The organism is Rheinheimera sp. D18 (genome assembly GCF_004345025.1).
GTDB lineage: Bacteria > Pseudomonadota > Gammaproteobacteria > Enterobacterales > Alteromonadaceae > Alishewanella > Alishewanella metallidurans.
In genome coordinates, this window is record NZ_CP037745.1 from 777,209 (window position 1) to 793,638 (window position 16,430).

Genomic DNA, 16,430 nt, shown 5'->3' on the forward strand with positions numbered 1-16,430 from the left:
TAGGGCTAAAAATATGAAAGTAAGTATATTAGGGTTGGCAGCCGGAATGGCTTTATTAGCCGTAGCAACCAGTGACACTGTAATTGAATTTAATAATAACTCGGCAGAGCTTATTGCTTGTGGCTGGTTTCCCTTGTGTGGTGATCCAGATATCTATAACCCAATGATAGAACCTAAAGATTCAAAATCAATAACAGACAGCAAAGATAACAAGAACGATAAAAACGCTAAATTAGCATAAGAAGTTTTTCAGCTGTTTGATGAATGGTTTAGTAAACAGAAGCGCTAAACATTTTGTCGAGTTAATGTATACTCCGCCCAGATAGTTTGCAGTAGGGCGGTTGTTAATGTTGAATATTCACGCTGTGGTACAGTTTGGTGATTGGTACTATCAGGTGATATATGGTCAGTTATGGCCTGTTAATCAGCCAATGACAAGTGAACATATGGTTCGGCTTGAACCGCGGCTGCATAGTCTACTCAATTTTTTTCTACAACATCCCAATACCTTACTAGCAAAAGACATCCTAATAGATAAAGTTTGGCCAGCAAATGAAGGCACAGACGCTGCCGTTATGCGTGCAGTTGGCGCTTTGCGTAAGGTATTAGGCGATGATGCGCGCACTCCGGTTTATATAGCAACAGCATCTAAAAAAGGCTATTGCTGGCTTGCTGAGGTTCAGGCTGCTTCTCTGCCTGCTGATGCACCAATAATTAATGCCGACGTTGAAATAGACCATGCTACAGTGCCAATTAACGCTGACGTTATCGCTAAACCGTGGTCGTGGCGCTTTATGGTTGCCACTACACTCACCGTGATTTTAGGCTGCGCCAGTGTGGCTTTTGTTCTAGCAAAATTTACCGCTACACCTTTAATTCGACTACCAGATAGTATAGTGCCAATTAGCGCATTAAGCGGGCAAGAATATTGGCCGGCACTTAACGCTAACCAAACGCATGTGATTTATCAGCATAAAGCACTTGAGACTACGGCATTAAATTGGAGTATACAAAATCTTACTGATTTGCGCGTGAGGCATGCGCCAGAGCGTTATCAGCAGTTATCGCAGGCAATTTGGTTAGATGATCAACATATCGTGTTCCGTGGCATTAAAGCTGACACCGACTGTCATTTTTATCGTCAGCAATTGTTACCAAGTATTGGTGCAGCTGAAATGCTATGGCCATGTAACACGGTGTTAGCCCAAGGCCTAACCGCATGGCAAGATCAGTTGCTGTGGTTAGACAGTGATAACAACAATAACGCACAACTGTGGCAAGGAACGCCAGATAAACCTGCAAAGATGTTAAGTGTGCTGCCAAATGCGTGGCGTAAGCTTGAGCACCTATTAGTTAGTAATAACAGTGCATATTTACTGGCTGAAGAGACGGTAAATAATAGTATTTTGTTAAAGCTTGACCTACCTAATGGCGCGTTAGAGTTAGTTAAACGTTTTCCGTTTATTGTTAGTCAGTTTTCTTGGTGGGATCAGTCTCAGCTGCTTCTTTCGCCACAAGATCTTGAGCTGGAAATAGTTGACATTCTCAGTTTAACTAGCCAAAAACTTGGGCCGTTATCACGCAACCTAACTCAGGCTATACGCTACCCTGGCCAGGTAATAGCAGTGCAATACCTTAACTATACGACCGATATCTTTGAGGTTTCAACCCGGCCGCAATTGCCTGAAGTTACAACTTATAAACCGTGGCATGTTAGTAACCGCAGTGAGCGTTTGCTGGCAGCAAGTGCAGAAAAAATCGCCTTTGTATCAGAACGGACTGGGAATAATGAAATTTGGTTAGCCCAAGGCGCAGATAGCATCCAGCTTGCGCGGCTGCCGGATGATCAGCAGGTGCAACAGTTGTTGTGGCATAAAGGTAATTTGCTCGTGCTGCTCAATAGTCAGTTATATACATTAGATATTGTTAAGCCTGCACTGATACCGCAATTGGCGCAGCCCACTAGCCCTGGACGTTACGCCAGTTGCGAAGATGTGTTGTATTGGACCGAACTGACTAATGATGGTTGGGCGTTGTTTACGCAAACACATGATACGAAGCAACTTGTCCATCGTGGCGTAGTTGATGTGCGCTGTGCACCAGAACAAACGCTAGTATTGCAGTTTGCTGAAAATAACAACTTGATGCTACGGCACAACGATGGCCGCCTTGCGCAGTTACCCGTACAAATTAATTGGCGCCAGCAAAATGCTGAACAGTGGTTTGTTGATAGCAGTGGTATTTATTGGCTAGATCAAGCCAACCATAGAATACAGGCTTATGCATGGCTAGAAGGCGGGGCTCAAAGTTTCGCTTTGCCGCAATCACAGCCACCGGTGGCGATATACAGTAAGGGGAAAGGGGTGGGTTATATCGTGCAGCCAAGGCTGCACGATACCGATATTGTTTGGTTAAAAAACCGTCGCTAAAGCTGTAAGCTTATAATTGTTTAAAACTATGCTCTGCTGCGGCTATAGTTTGTGCTAGATCGTCATCGCTGTGTGCTAGTGACAAGAAACCCGCTTCATACGCTGACGGCGCTAAATAAATACCTTGATCTAACATAAGATGGAAGAACTGCTTAAAGGCGTTGATATCGCACTGGGTCGCTTGTTGAAAGTTAGTAACAGTGGTTTCTTTGCTAAAGAACATACCGAACATGCCACCAACCTGATTCGTGGCAAAGGGAACGCCGTGCTTAGCTGCTGCTGCGCTAATGCCTTGAATTAATGTCGTGGTTTTTGCGGTTAGGGCTTCATACACGCCAGGTTTGCTAATGGCCGTTAACGCCGCTAAGCCAGCTGCCATAGCAATAGGGTTACCAGATAGTGTGCCCGCCTGATACACCGCACCTAGCGGCGCTATATGCTGCATAATTTCACGTTTACCACCAAAAGCGCCCACTGGCATGCCGCCGCCAATAATTTTACCCAGCGTGGTTAGGTCTGGTTTTACGTTATAAAACGCTTGTGCGCCACCTAAGGCTACGCGAAAACCTGTCATAACTTCATCAAAAATGAGCACTGCGCCGTATTGATCACACAACTGGCGCAAGCCTTCAAGAAAACCTGGTGCTGGTGGTATACAGTTCATATTGCCGGCTACTGGCTCAACAATAATACAAGCGATGTCGCTACCTTGTTCGGCAAACAGTTGCTGCAATTGTGCTAAGTTATTAAATTCGCTAGTGAGCGTATATTTAGCAAAATCGGCCGGTACGCCAGGTGAGTTTGGTACGCCTAACGTTAATGCACCTGATCCCGCTTTAACCAATAATGAGTCGGCATGGCCATGATAGCAGCCTTCAAACTTAACAATGGTATTACGGCCGGTGTAGCCGCGCGCTAAACGTATAGCGCTCATGGTTGCTTCAGTACCAGAGCTCACCATACGTAGCATTTCCATACTTGGCACTAGTTGGCTGACTAATTCAGCCATAGTCACTTCGGCCGGGCAAGGCGCGCCAAAGCTTAAACCTTTAGCTGCCGCATTGATTACCGCATTGCGAATATCTGGATGGTTATGCCCCAGTAACATTGGGCCCCAAGAGCCAATGTAGTCGATATAGCGTTTACCATCGACATCATATAAATAGGCACCATCAGCACGGTCAATAAATACTGGCGTGCCACCGACACTTTTGAAAGCGCGAACCGGTGAGTTTACGCCGCCAGGAATAGTATGCTGAGCACGTTGAAATAATTCTGCAGATAAAGACATTAATTAGGTTCCAGTAAGTAAGGTTAAAAAGATTACGGCACTGTTAGCCACTGTGTTTATTGCTATACCAAGGTACGGCGCATTCATAGTTAGTGAGAATATTTTCAACACCCAAGGTTAAAGCAAATAGTGCCATGCGAACTAAAATACCGTTATCAGCTTGGCGAAAAATAGCTAAATTGGGGTTTAGGTTTAAGTCGTTGTCTAGCTCATTTGCTTCAGCTCGCGAATCGCGCGGTAGCGGATGCATAATGACGGTGTTCGATTTGCAGTACTTGGTATAAATTTCCTGATTAAGGCGGAATTTACCACGGTATAAGTTGGCTTCATCTTTTGATGGGAAACGCTCTTCCTGAATACGAGTTTGATAGACAATATCAGCGTTAACGTTACCTTCAAGCACCTCGGTTATATGCACCTGGTGGCCTGCATTTTCTATGGCACTGATAATATCATCAGGCATCGCTAGCTCTTTGGGTGCAATTAACGTGAAGCGAACATCTTTGTACAGCGCCAGCAGTTTAGATAACGAATGTACAGTACGGCCAAATTTTAAATCACCCACCATCGCGATATGCATGCCATCAATAGTCAAGCCGGAACCGGCAAGTTCGCGTTCAATAGTAAATAAATCTAATAAGGCTTGGGTTGGGTGCTCATTCGCACCGTCGCCACCGTTGATCACCGGCACTCGGCTACCTAAAGCAAATTCTGCAACAGAGCCAGATTGCGGATGGCGCATAGCGATAACATCGCTGTAGCTACTAATAACCCGAGCGGTATCAAATAACGATTCACCTTTAGACAAGGCTGATGACTCCATACCGGTGGTTTCGCGCACTTCGCCACCTAGCAGGTTAAACGCACAACCAAAACTGACACGGGTGCGAGTACTGGGTTCAAAAAATAAGTTACCAAGAATCGCACCTTCAAGTACCTTGGTGCGTTTTTGCCGACTGGCATAAGGTTGCATGCTGCGTGCTATTTGAAAAACATGTTGAATGTTGTCGCGGTCAAACTGGCTTACAGAAAGAATGTGGTCGCCTTTAAAGCTCATAGTCAGTGCTCTTTTCGCTGAAAATTAACAGAGGCCGGAACCGGCATTATTGCGGCGTATTATAGGCGAATTTAGCTAGTAAAAGCGAATGTGTTACCACATAGGTTTAATGTAAGCGAGTAATACCACAGCAAGCAAAACCAGTACCGGCAGCTCATTAAATATACGATAAAAACGTGGGCTACGCTGGTTGCGGTTATGTTTAAAGTCGGCCAACAATTTAAAACAATAAATATGGTAAACGTACAACAAGCTGACTAACACTAGTTTGATATGTAACCAGTGGCTGGCTGCAAACCAAGCTGTGCCGTAGTGATAAATGACTAAGCTGCCAAATACCAGCGTTAGGATGGCAAAGGGCGTAACAAAATACAGTAACCGGCGTTCCATAATTTTAAATTCGGCATCGCAATCAGAACTTTGCGTGCTAGCGTGATAAACAAACAGTCGGGGTAAATAAAAAATACCGGCAAACCAAGCCACCATAAAAAATACATGCAACGCTTTAAAAACAAGAATAGTGGTCATAATAAGTTATTCTGCTCTACTAGTAAGCTGCGGACTTGGTCCCAGCGAATAATACCAATTAGTTGCGGCATATCTTGCTCGCGATAAATATATACCGCACCTTCGCGCCGGTCTTCGAGAATAGCAAATACTTCTGCCATCGTCGCTTGATGATTAACACCTCGTAGCGGCAGATACTGAATGGCGTTATTGCCCGATAGCGATAGCTGTACGTCATAACTGGCGAGAAAGTACTCCGTAGCGTTATTGTTTGTGCGCTGCACCAATAATTGGTGTGGTGGTTCTAGTTTATCTAAAGCCTGCTGTACTTGTTGCTCGTCAGGGTTGTTGAGTAAATGATATTGATTATCCAATAGGGCTAATACGCCTACTTTTTGCAATACGTCATCAGCCGGTGACAGTTTATAGGGCATTTGCAGAAAATCGAGTTGTAGTAAGAAAATTGACTTAGTATTAAAAAACTGCACGCCGGTAATATAGGCGGTGGTGATCACCAGCATGGCGGGAATAATAATAGTGGGGTTGTGAGCTAGCTCCATTACGGCCACTAGCGCTGCAAGCGGCGCATGCATAGTGGCCGCCATTAAACCCGCCATACCTAAAACGGCGTAGGTGCCGGCAATGCTGCTATCGCCGATCACGGCTGATGGAATAATAGCTAATAGCGTACCTAGTACAATTCCTATACCAAACACTGGGCCAATTACGCCACCGGGCACGCCTAAACCTAAAGCAAATAGCGTAAGCAGCATCTTGCCAATAAATATTGTTAACAGCAGTGTAATATCATCTGGCGCATTAACGGCATAAAAAATGGCGCCAGTTTCAGCACCCATAGCTTGTGGAATAACATAGCCTACTGCGGCTGTAAGCAATGCAGCTAATAGTAAGCGTGCCGTAAATGGCCAGTTTTTAAATAGCTTGATTAAGCGCATCATGTTTTTATTAAACACAAAAGCCAGCGCACCAAACACGATGCCGCAAAGCACTAAGTAGGGCAGATGCCAGCCACTAATAGGAATAATATTAAGCAATGACAGCTCGTTGACGCTATCAAACACGCCTTGAGTTACTAATGCGCCAACTACAGATGACAGCATAATAGGAATAAATACGTGCACGCGATATTCGCGCAGTACTACTTCCATCACAAAAATAACAGCGGCCAACGGCGTATTAAACGAAGCAGAAATACCCGCAGCAATACCGCAGCCAGCGAGAATACGTATGCTGTTATAAGGCAGCTGTAGATATTTACCTAAGGTGCTAGCGGCATAGGCACCAAGATGCACCGATGGGCCTTCTCGGCCTACAGAAAAACCACTGGCCAAGGCTAAAATACCACCAAAAAATTGATTGAGCGTATTACGGGTAGGCATAATACCGTATTTCAATTTAATACGGTGAATAACAAAGGGAATGCCTAGGCGATAATGCTTATAACCGGTAAGCCACGCAAACACGGCAATCAGTAGTGCGCCGCCAATCGGCAGTAGCCAGCGAATATCGGCACTGGCAGTAGAGAAATCATCGGCGCGGTCCAAAAAGAAACTTTGTAGGCCAATAATAGCTAAACGAAACAGGATAATAAGCGTAGCCGCCGCTAAGCCACCGAGCATACCTAAAAGGCACAGTTGTAGCGATGTTTGCGGTAATGCTAACTGACGTTGTAAAGACGGAAGCCAGATTTTCCAGCGTTGCATAAGCCATAACACCCGTATTAGTTAGCTAATAGTTTAACATAAGTTGCTGAGTTAGCAGCGCTAATCTAGGTTTTGTTAATGATTAAGCGACAGTGTTGGCTAATACTTGAATAAAACAGTCAGGTATTAGATAATTCGCATCTTAGCTAAACCTGTGGAGTTGTTATGTCAGAGCCCGCTGTACCAATTGAATTTACTGAAGCCGCAGCGCGAAAAGTAGCGTTGTTGGTAAGTGAAGAGGAAAATCCAGAGCTTAAGCTACGGGTTTATATTACAGGTGGCGGTTGTTCAGGTTTTCAGTACGGTTTTACCTTCGATGAAAAAGTGAATGATGGTGACTTTGTAGTAGAAAAACAGGGCGTATCTATGGTTATTGACCCCATGAGCTTGCAATATTTAATGGGCGGTGTGGTTGATTACATTGATGGGTTGCAGGGTAGCCGTTTTACTGTGCAAAACCCTAACGCTACCACTACCTGTGGTTGTGGCTCGTCGTTTTCCGTTTAAATGTACTTAAGCGTAAACTAAAAAATACACTTGCTGTTGATCTAGCTTAGCGCTGTGTCAGCAGCATGATTACCCATAATGTCGCAGCCAACACAACATTAAAGCCAATAATATAACTAAAGCCTTTCCAGCCCTGCTTTATGCCCCAGCCATACTGCCGTATATAGGCATACCAAGCACCACACATAATCAATGGTAGAAGAAATAGTAGTTTTATCATGATCTTTCTCTCTAGCTGTAATACCTAGTATTTTAACATGTCGTTACACCAAGTTATTCAGGTGCTTGTAAATTATAGTTTTTTAAAGTGTAAAGTTCTTATACAAATTTTAACGCTTGTAGCTGTACGCTTGTCGTATCCTGTGGTTTAATTAACCGATTTATCTTGCTTATTGCATTTGCAATAAGGTTTGGAATGGCAGGAAGTATTATACATATAAAAGCGTTACACGCTGGGAGAAGAGCAACATGAAAGGTACAAAGAGCGTTATTTCTGATGAAAACAAACGTTTATGCGTTTGGCTAAAGCGTCAACGTCAAGAGAAAGGCCATACGATGCGTAGCTTGTCAGAAATATTAGGTACGCCGCATTCCTTTATCGGCAAGGTTGAAAACCAAGAACGCAGATTAGATGTAATAGAATACGTGCGTTATTGCCAAGCACTAGAAGTTGACCCCGGCGAAGGGTTAAACCAAGTGCTATCGGTATAGTTGTTAGCACAACACCGCTAAATGGCGGTGTTGTGGTTTTGTTTACCGTATTTGGCTAGTAGTATAATTAAAATTAATGCTGGAGCGCCTAGCAGCGCAGTAATAATAAAAAATTGGTTATAACCCACCTGTTCTACCCAAGCCCCAGAAAAACCGCCAACAAATTTAGGCAGCAGCAACATTAATGAGCTAAACATCGCGTACTGCGTAGCGGTAAATGCCCGGTTCACCAGCGACGATAAATAAGCAATAAACGCACTGGTAGCGATACCGGCACTGAGATTGTCAGCCGAAATAATCAAAGTAAGCCAAGTAATGTCATAACCAATTTGGCTTAGTGCGGCAAATAATAAGTTGGTTAGCGCGCTTAATAACGCGCCAAGAAACAAAATTCGCATAGTGCCAAGCTTGTTAATTAGCACGCCGCCGAGACCTGCGCCGATTAACGTCATTACTACACCATACAGTTTAGATATGCTGGCAACTTCTTCTTTGCTATAGCCCATATCAACGTAAAATGCGTTAGCCATTACGCCCATAACAATGTCGGTTAATCTGTAGCATGCAATTAATGCTAGCATCATTAAGGCTAACCATTTGTAGCGACTGAAAAAATCAATAAAGGGAGCAAGCACCGCCTGTTTTAACCAATGCAAGAAGCGAGTAAATATATTGCCTTCAATGCTAAGGTGTTGCTTTAACTCGCTATCTGGTTCTTTGCTAAGTAGTGTAGTAATAATGCCGGGCAGCATACACAACGCCATAACAACGTAAGCAAATTGCCAGCCTGATAAATCATAATTACTGTCTTTAGAAAACACTGCCGCTAACCAAAGCGTGCCGGCAGAGGCGAGGATCATCGCTAGCCTGTAACCGGTAAGGTAGGCCGCCGCTAACGCAGCTTGTAACTGTTCTGGTGCACTTTCAATACGAAAAGCGTCAACATTAATATCTTGGGTGGCTGAAGCGAATGCCAGTATTACCGCAAATATTGCCATTAATGCTAAATCTTGTTGCGGGTCCATGTTCGCCATGCAAAGTATAGCTGCGACAACCAAAAATTGAGATAACACTAGCCAGCTGCGGCGACGGCCCAACTTATGGTGCAAAAAAGGAATTTGTAGATGATCGGCCAGTGGTGACCAGAGCCATTTAATGGCGTACGCCAAAGCTACCCAGCTAAAGTAACCAATGTCGGTGCGCGACACGCCGGCCTCGCGCAGCCAAAACGACAGTACACCAAAGACCAACATTAATGGCAAACCACTGGAAAAGCCTAGAATAAAAATAGCGAGTACTCGGCGTTGGCAATAAATGCTTAGGCTGCTAAGCCAAGTTAAATAGTAAGGCAAGAGGGTTACCAGTAAACTGCTGTAATATTCTAGTAGCTTACCTATCAACAACTTGTGGTCAAGTGTTTATGGTCTTATTCCAATACAGTTATTTGGCGCTATGCCACAGCCCTTTAAATAACTAACACAATCTTGAATATTGCGCCTAAGCAGTTTGTTTTCTCGTAAGGTAACGTCGGGCCAAAATTCAAGTTGATGGATCAGGTGCCAGAATACTTGTTCTTGACGAGTGTAAGGTAATTGTAGGGCCTGATTAAGCTGAGCCCATTCTTCTAAGGTATCCCAGACAAACAGGTGTAGCTCGCTATGTTGCAAACGACCAAGAAAATAACGCGAAATGTAGAAAACTAATTGCTTAGATTTCTGCTCGATAAATAGGTTAGTCATATTGGGCTTAACAGTACCTAATAATTAACACTGTTAAGCCAAGTATAGTCGGTTTTATTGCTCTGGCAGTACGATAACGGTTTTTAGCAGTACCTTTTCTACCGGCACATTTGGCCAGCCCAGTTCAACGGAAGTATCCGTTTGAATTGCACTGATTTTCTCAATAACGTCAAGGCCTGAAGTAATATAACCAAATACGGCATAACCCCAACTGCGACCAGGATCAAGGTGGCTGTTATCGGCTAAATTAAAGAAAAACTGGCTAGTGGCACTGTGTGGTTCGGTCAGCCTAGCCATGGCAATAGTGCCCAGTTGGTTTTTCAAGCCGTTACCCGATTCATTAAAAATAGCTTTCAGCTCTTCTATCGGCTTATAGTTGGCATCGTAGCCGCCGCCTTGCAGCACAAACTCAGGCTCTAACCGATGAAATAGCGTATTGTCGTAGGATTTCTGCTTTACATAACTAAGAAAATTATTAACGCTAATTGGTGCTTTGCTGCGATCTAGCTCTACAATTATCTCGCCATATGACGTAATCAGCTTTACCTTTGGGTATAAGTTATTTGGCTGAATAAACTGGCCCGGATTGGCATAAGCGGTTGCGTTGCCAACTAGCAGTAATAAAGCAAAAAAACAGCTGCGCATGCTATTGCTCCTTTATTACCTGTTGCCAAGAGCCATCTTGCAGTAGCTGCACTAACACTTGTTCGGTTAATACACGTAGCTCACGTTCTACCGCCGCAATATCCATTTTAAACGGCGCAGTAAAGCTGCTGTCGCCAGAATAGGTTTTGCTAAATAAACCCTGAGAACTTTGTACCTGAACCGTCAGTGCCACCTGATTCGTTACTACATGTTCTAGAGTACGTTGCTCAACCAAGGCTTGTAGTTGGGCTATTTTTATCGTCATTTGCGTGCTGCTATTTACATCAAGTCTTGCGCCTTGATCAATAAGCGCTTGAGATAGCGTTTGTTCTAATTGCGCACGCACATCATTGCTAGTAGCAATTTGTTGTACCTTATTGCCATTACGCACCCGTAACGAGTATGCAACACCACGCTCATCCGTCACTGCAAACGCAAATTGAGCTTGTTGTAGTTGATTCGATTGCGACAGAAATACTTGGGGTGCCAGAATAAAGCTAGGTATTGTGCTACTACAACCGGCTAATAGTATTGCTGCTAGTATAATAAAACGCATTATTAACTCCTTTTAACCACTTCTAAAATAACAAATTTTGCATCGGCAGCCAGTTGTCGGCAATTACCAAACAAACGTGTTAAAACATCGCTATAACCTAAATGACGGTTTGCCACTATACGCAGGTGACCACCTTGTTTTAGCACTCTTTTTGCATCAGTAAACATTTGCAATGCAATATGGCTGGTAACTATTTGGTTCTGATGAAACGGTGGATTACATAAAACGTAATCGGCTGTTCTATCTGCTTGCAGGCTTAGGCAATCATCGACCACAAATTGGCAGTATGCTAATTGTTCAGGAAAATTGGCCGCTACTGTCATTTTGGCGGAATCTACAGCCATGTATGATTCATCGCAATAAATTAACTGAATATCTTTGCCCTGAGCCAATATTGGCAAACTCAATACACCATTGCCACAGCCGAGATCAATAACCACATCATTTAGCTTAACTAAGGGTAGATGCTGCAGAAAAAAGCGCGCACCTTGGTCCAATTTTTCTCGTGAGAACACATTCGCATGGTTTATCAGTATATAAGGTGAATTCTCTAGCGGCCAACGTAGCGGAAAGGCTAGGGTTTCTGTATCGCGCAGTGCAGGGTTAAACTGACAGCTAATTAGGCGGCACTTTTTAACCGTTAATGACGCGCTCGCCTCACCTAAACAGTTATTAAACATTGCTAGCACATTACGGTTAATATCTTTGGCTTTGGCACTAGCTAAGATAATACTGTCAGTGGTTACTACCTTTGCCAGTTGCTGCAAAATATAGTGCAGATAACTATGATTATTCGGTAGTTTTAGTAGCACAATATCCGCTGAGTTTGGCAATGGCTCAATACTGCTTTGTTGTTGCAGATTAGCAATGCCTAAAGTGTTTTGCTCTCTATTATACAGGCTGCCACGGGCCGCAAGTACCGAGTCGTTTATTTGTACCTGAGCATACTTTGCTAAAGCACAAGATAACGCGCCAAAACTATCATTAATAATCAGTAAATTTGGTTGGCGATTATGCTGCATAAAAAACTGAACCGCCGCTTGCTGCGTATGCTCTATCAGTAATTCGTCTGCCGCATCCCAAGCTTGTAGGCTGGTATTGGGCTGCTGTAACGGCCAGCGACATAATTGCAAGTTGTTACCCGCATAACTAAAAGTAGTATTCATAGTGCCACTATCGGTGAAATAAGGTGAACATTTTGACACGCCAATCACATAGCGACAACCTGCAACTTACCCTGCAGCAGTTTAATCTGCCGGATGCCAATATTAGTTTGTGGCCTAATTGGTTAACTGAGCCATTTAGTTATAATTTACAGCAGCAATTAGTGTCGCAGTTAAGCTGGGCACAAGATAGTATTATAATGTTTGGTAAACCCGTTAAAATACCTAGACAGCAAGTATGGATGGGCGACAGTCATTGTCGTTATCGATACTCTGGCACTACTTTTATACCACAACCTTGGCACCCAGCAGTGCGCCAATTAGCTGACAATCTTAGTCAGTTTTTACAGCAACCATTTAATTGTGTTTTGCTTAATCTATATGCTGATGGCCAACACCATATGGGCTGGCATGCTGACAATGAGCCCGAACTGGGGCATGATCCGGTTATTGCTTCGGTTAGCCTTGGCGCGGCTAGGCGTTTTGAGCTTAAGCATCGCACTCAACCTTGGCAGTTGACTTTAGACTTGCCGAGCGGCAGTTTGCTACTAATGATCGGCCAGTGTCAGAGGCATTGGCTGCATCGCTTGCCAAAACAAAGTAGAATAAACCATTGCAGGTTAAACCTGACGTTTCGTTATATAGAGGCCGTATCTTAGACAAATTTATTTTTAGTAAGGCCGCCAATTCGTTACTGCAAATTAATTAACTTGACAGCGTTCTTGACTGGTAAGTTTAAGCTTGGCATCTAGAGTTATTAGTGGGAATAAAGAAGGATTAAAACTATGTTGATTCAAACCGCTATTGAACAGAAGTTACTGAGTAAGTTTGATCCTGAATTCCTTGAGGTAGTAAATGAAAGCCACCTACACAACGTACCCCAAGGGTCAGAGTCACATTTTAAGGTTGTGATTGTTACGCCAGCATTTAATGGCTTGCGTCTAATACAGCGCCATCGTGCCGTAAATGCCGAGTTAGCAGAAGAGTTGGCAGAAAAAATTCATGCGCTGGCGCTGCATACTTATACCCCGTCAGAATGGCACGAGTATTATGCTGATAAAACACCTATTTCGCCACGCTGTTATGGCGGCAGTCAAACTGCAAATAATGATAAAGCGTCGGTGTGACGCTTTTTTTCTGTAGCGCAAAATTTAAGCCAAATAAGAAAAAATATCTGGTCAGATCTGTTTTCTGGCGTAAAGTTTTACACTAGCGTCAATTTTTTCGAGACAACAGCAGGAGCTGTCATGGTTATTCAACCTAAAATACGTGGTTTTATCTGTACTAACGCCCATCCTGTCGGCTGTGCCGCGCATGTGCAAGAACAAATAGATTATATAAAAGCGCAAGGCCCGGTAGCTAACGGCCCTAAAAACGTGCTGATAATTGGTGCTTCAACCGGCTATGGTTTAGCATCGCGCATTACTGCCGCTTTTGGCTCTGGCGCAAAAACACTGGGCATTTTCTTTGAGAAAGAACCTAGCGAAACTAAAACGGCTTCAGCAGGTTGGTATAATACTGCTGCGTTTGAACAAGCAGCAGAAGCTGAAGGTTTATGGAACAAGCATATCAATGGTGATGCGTTTACCGATGAGTTAAAAGCACAGACCATTGATATTATTAGCCGCGAAATGGGTAAAATTGATTTAGTAGTATATAGCCTTGCAGCACCGCGCCGTAAAGACCCAGTAACAGGTGAAGTGTTTAGTTCGGTACTTAAGCCTATTGGCCAAGCCTATACCGCTAAAACGCTAAACACGAGTAAGCGCGAAATTGAAGATATTTCAGTTGAGCCGGCTAATGATGATGAAATTTATCAAACCATTAAAGTTATGGGCGGCGAAGATTGGGAGCGCTGGTTAGATCAGTTAAATGCTGCAAATGTGCTGGCAGATAACTGTCAAACGGTTGCCTATACCTATACGGGTAAAGAATTAACTTGGCCAATTTATGGCAAAGCCACCATTGGTAAAGCGAAAGAAGATTTAGACCGCGCCGCCGCTGACATTACCAGCAAGTTAAGTGCTAAAAAAGGTAAGGCTTATGTTGCATCGTTAAAAGCCTTAGTGACACAAGCTAGTTCAGCTATTCCTATTATGCCGCTGTATATCTCTTTACTGTATCGCGTAATGAAAGAAGAAGGCTCACACGAAGGCTGTATTGAACAGATTAATGCACTATTTCGTCAGGGATTATATACAGACAAGCCTATTTTAGATGAAGTAGGGCGTTTACGTATGGATGGTAAAGAGTTAAGTGATCATATTCAGCAAACGGTAAAAGACTTATGGGGCCAGGTAACAACCGACTCTATTGATACGTTGACTGACTATAAAGGCTATCATAATGAATTTCTTAGATTATTTGGTTTTGGTTATAACCAAATAAATTATGATGCTGAGGTATCACCTTTAGTTATGCTAAAAAATATCAGTGCTTAACAGACAAAAGCCGCCTAATGGCGGCTTTTGTTTATACAGAAATGCGCTAAAATTGTCCAAAACTTGTCACAATAAGCCATTAAAAGAGTCAGGCGGCAAGGTTAGACCAATGGTGGAATTGTGTAGGTAGTTTGCTGGAAAATTTACGCATTAGCATAGATAGGTCGTGGTAATAATGATAGAATCCGCGACTTTAAACACGTGTATCTGGTATAAAAATAAACAGTGGGAAACCCTGATAAACCAAACCAGATGCGCTGCGCATTGCGCAGCTGAAAAACAAGGCCCTGTTTCTTCCCAAAATAGTAGTGCAAGTACGTATGATAAAACTCAAGAAAGGCTTGGACATTCCCCTGGCGGGCAGTCCTAAACAAGAGATCAGTACGGGCAATGCCATTACCACTGTCGCTGTATTAGGCGAAGAGTATATTGGTATGCGTCCGACCATGTCGGTTGATGTTGGCGATACAGTAAAAAAAGGTCAGGTACTTTTCGAAGATAAGAAAACACCCGGCGTTAAGTTTACTGCTCCGTTGGCAGGCACTGTTAAAGAAATTAACCGTGGCGCAAAGCGCGTGTTGCAATCTGTAGTTATTGAAGCTGCAGGTAATGATGCGGTGCAATTTGCTAAATATTCTGCAGACCAGCTAAGTGGCTTAAGTCGCGAGCAAGTTACGCAGAATTTGGTTGATTCAGGGCTTTGGGTTGCTCTGCGTACCCGCCCGTTTAGCCAAACGCCGGCTATTGACAGCACGCCTCGGGCAATCTTCGTTAACGCAATGGATACCAATCCGGTTGCTGCTGACCCAAGCGTAATAATTGCTGCAAATAGCGATGCTTTCACTCAAGGTTTAACCATACTGGCTACTTTGACCGACGGTAAACTTTACCTAGCAAAGAAAGCTGGTGCTAATGTTCCAAGCGTAAGCAAGGCGCAAGTGGCAGAGTTTTCTGGCCCACATCCAGCAGGTTTAGTTGGCACGCATATTCATGCGCTTGATCCAGTAAGTGCGAAAAAAGTGGTTTGGCATATTGGTTATCAAGACGTTATTGCTATTGGTAAGTTATTCACTACCGGTGAATTACATAGCGAGCGTGTTATTGCTTTAGCTGGCCCAGCGGTTAAGAACCCGCGTTTAGTTAAAACTGTACTTGGCGCTTCAGTTGCTCAGCTTACGGCTGGCGAACTGGTTGAAGGGCAGAACCGTATTATTTCTGGTTCAGTATTATCTGGTGCAACAGCTCATGGCGTGCACGGTTATATTGGCCGGTTCCATACTCAAGTATCGGTATTAGCTGAAGGCTTTGAAAAAGAGTTTTTAGGCTGGATAGCACCAGGTGCAACCAAGTTTTCGGTAACTCGGGCGTATTTGTCACATTTGAATCCAAAGCGGTTATTCAAGATGACGACTACAACCAACGGCTCAGCCCGTGCCATGGTACCTATTGGTAATTATGAGCGCGTAATGCCTTTGGATATTCTGCCCACGTTACTGCTTCGTGACATGGTCTCTGGTGATACCGATGGCGCACAAACGCTGGGTTGCTTAGAGTTAGATGAAGAAGATATGGCGCTGTGTACCTTTGTGTGCCCAGGTAAATACGATTACGGCATCATTTTACGTAATTGCCTGACGACCATTCAGAAGGAAGGCTAATC

At 43.7% G+C, this 16,430-nt stretch carries 18 protein-coding genes; 8 read left to right on the forward strand and 10 right to left on the reverse strand.

The genetic code is table 11. From position 1 onward, the window contains the following. The first annotated feature begins 13 nt into the window (after positions 1-13). The gene (locus tag E0Z06_RS03720) at positions 14-241 is read left to right on the forward strand and encodes a hypothetical protein (RefSeq protein WP_132582010.1); all 228 of its coding nucleotides are present in this window, start codon (positions 14-16) and stop codon (positions 239-241) included. A 106-nt stretch (positions 242-347) separates the two neighbouring features. Next, entirely contained in the window at positions 348-2,429 is a 2,082-nt protein-coding gene (locus E0Z06_RS03725) for a winged helix-turn-helix domain-containing protein (protein WP_132582012.1), read from the forward strand. Positions 2,430-2,439: 10 nt separating this feature from the next. Here E0Z06_RS03725 and hemL read toward each other — a convergent pair whose 3' ends face one another. The 4 genes from hemL to E0Z06_RS03745 form a co-directional block, all read right to left on the reverse strand. Beyond that, positions 2,440-3,720, reverse strand: a complete 1,281-nt coding sequence (hemL, locus tag E0Z06_RS03730; protein WP_132582014.1) for a glutamate-1-semialdehyde 2,1-aminomutase — start codon at positions 3,718-3,720, stop codon at positions 2,440-2,442. A 43-nt stretch (positions 3,721-3,763) separates the two neighbouring features. Continuing rightward, on the reverse strand, positions 3,764-4,777 hold the full coding sequence (locus E0Z06_RS03735) for an aspartate carbamoyltransferase (protein ID WP_132582015.1): 1,014 nt from the start codon (positions 4,775-4,777) through the stop codon (positions 3,764-3,766). Between the two features lie 93 nt (positions 4,778-4,870). Next, positions 4,871-5,305 (reverse strand): CopD family protein, encoded by a 435-nt coding sequence (locus E0Z06_RS03740; RefSeq protein ID WP_132582017.1) that lies wholly within the window; start codon positions 5,303-5,305, stop codon positions 4,871-4,873. Beyond that, entirely contained in the window at positions 5,302-7,008 is a 1,707-nt protein-coding gene (locus E0Z06_RS03745) for a chloride channel protein (protein ID WP_132582019.1), read from the reverse strand. Before E0Z06_RS03745 ends, E0Z06_RS03740 begins: the two co-directional genes overlap by 4 nt. A gap of 165 nt (positions 7,009-7,173) precedes the next feature. On the opposite strand from E0Z06_RS03745, the gene erpA reads away from it, so the two are divergent. Beyond that, a complete protein-coding gene (gene erpA / locus E0Z06_RS03750) occupies positions 7,174-7,515 on the forward strand; it encodes an iron-sulfur cluster insertion protein ErpA (protein WP_132582021.1) in 342 nt (113 codons plus the stop codon). A 46-nt stretch (positions 7,516-7,561) separates the two neighbouring features. Here erpA and E0Z06_RS15560 read toward each other — a convergent pair whose 3' ends face one another. Beyond that, a complete protein-coding gene (locus E0Z06_RS15560; RefSeq protein ID WP_165907370.1) occupies positions 7,562-7,735 on the reverse strand; it encodes a hypothetical protein in 174 nt (57 codons plus the stop codon). 248 nt (positions 7,736-7,983) lie between these two features. Between E0Z06_RS15560 and E0Z06_RS03755 the strand changes: the two genes are divergently transcribed. Then, positions 7,984-8,226 carry a helix-turn-helix transcriptional regulator gene (locus E0Z06_RS03755; protein ID WP_132582023.1) on the forward strand — a complete coding sequence of 81 codons (243 nt, stop codon included), beginning with the start codon at positions 7,984-7,986 and terminating at the stop codon, positions 8,224-8,226. A 17-nt stretch (positions 8,227-8,243) separates the two neighbouring features. Here the strand turns inward: E0Z06_RS03755 and E0Z06_RS03760 are convergent, their stop codons facing one another. The 5 genes from E0Z06_RS03760 to E0Z06_RS03780 all read right to left on the reverse strand — a co-directional run bounded on the left by E0Z06_RS03760 (position 8,244) and on the right by E0Z06_RS03780 (position 12,332). Continuing rightward, complete coding sequence (locus E0Z06_RS03760; protein ID WP_132582025.1) at positions 8,244-9,578, reverse strand: AmpG family muropeptide MFS transporter; 1,335 nt, start codon at positions 9,576-9,578, stop codon at positions 8,244-8,246. A 66-nt stretch (positions 9,579-9,644) separates the two neighbouring features. Beyond that, a complete protein-coding gene (locus E0Z06_RS03765) occupies positions 9,645-9,965 on the reverse strand; it encodes a hypothetical protein (protein WP_132582027.1) in 321 nt (106 codons plus the stop codon). A gap of 54 nt (positions 9,966-10,019) precedes the next feature. Beyond that, on the reverse strand, positions 10,020-10,610 hold the full coding sequence (locus E0Z06_RS03770) for a peptidylprolyl isomerase (protein ID WP_132582029.1): 591 nt from the start codon (positions 10,608-10,610) through the stop codon (positions 10,020-10,022). Position 10,611: 1 nt separating this feature from the next. After that, positions 10,612-11,166, reverse strand: coding sequence for a YajG family lipoprotein (locus E0Z06_RS03775; RefSeq protein WP_132582031.1), 555 nt, complete (start codon positions 11,164-11,166; stop codon positions 10,612-10,614). A 2-nt stretch (positions 11,167-11,168) separates the two neighbouring features. Continuing rightward, a complete protein-coding gene (locus tag E0Z06_RS03780) occupies positions 11,169-12,332 on the reverse strand; it encodes a methyltransferase (RefSeq protein WP_132582033.1) in 1,164 nt (387 codons plus the stop codon). Between the two features lie 23 nt (positions 12,333-12,355). Between E0Z06_RS03780 and E0Z06_RS03785 the strand changes: the two genes are divergently transcribed. The 4 genes from E0Z06_RS03785 to E0Z06_RS03800 all read left to right on the forward strand — a co-directional run bounded on the left by E0Z06_RS03785 (position 12,356) and on the right by E0Z06_RS03800 (position 16,428). Further along, complete coding sequence (locus E0Z06_RS03785; RefSeq protein ID WP_243695554.1) at positions 12,356-12,988, forward strand: alpha-ketoglutarate-dependent dioxygenase AlkB; 633 nt, start codon at positions 12,356-12,358, stop codon at positions 12,986-12,988. A gap of 126 nt (positions 12,989-13,114) precedes the next feature. After that, positions 13,115-13,456: a BolA/IbaG family iron-sulfur metabolism protein gene (locus tag E0Z06_RS03790; protein ID WP_132582037.1), complete on the forward strand. Its 342-nt coding sequence runs from the start codon at positions 13,115-13,117 to the stop codon at positions 13,454-13,456. A 120-nt stretch (positions 13,457-13,576) separates the two neighbouring features. Beyond that, complete coding sequence (gene fabV / locus E0Z06_RS03795) at positions 13,577-14,770, forward strand: enoyl-ACP reductase FabV (RefSeq protein ID WP_132582039.1); 1,194 nt, start codon at positions 13,577-13,579, stop codon at positions 14,768-14,770. 320 nt (positions 14,771-15,090) lie between these two features. Further along, positions 15,091-16,428 carry a Na(+)-translocating NADH-quinone reductase subunit A gene (locus E0Z06_RS03800; protein WP_132582041.1) on the forward strand — a complete coding sequence of 446 codons (1,338 nt, stop codon included), beginning with the start codon at positions 15,091-15,093 and terminating at the stop codon, positions 16,426-16,428. Positions 16,429-16,430: the final 2 nt, after the last annotated feature.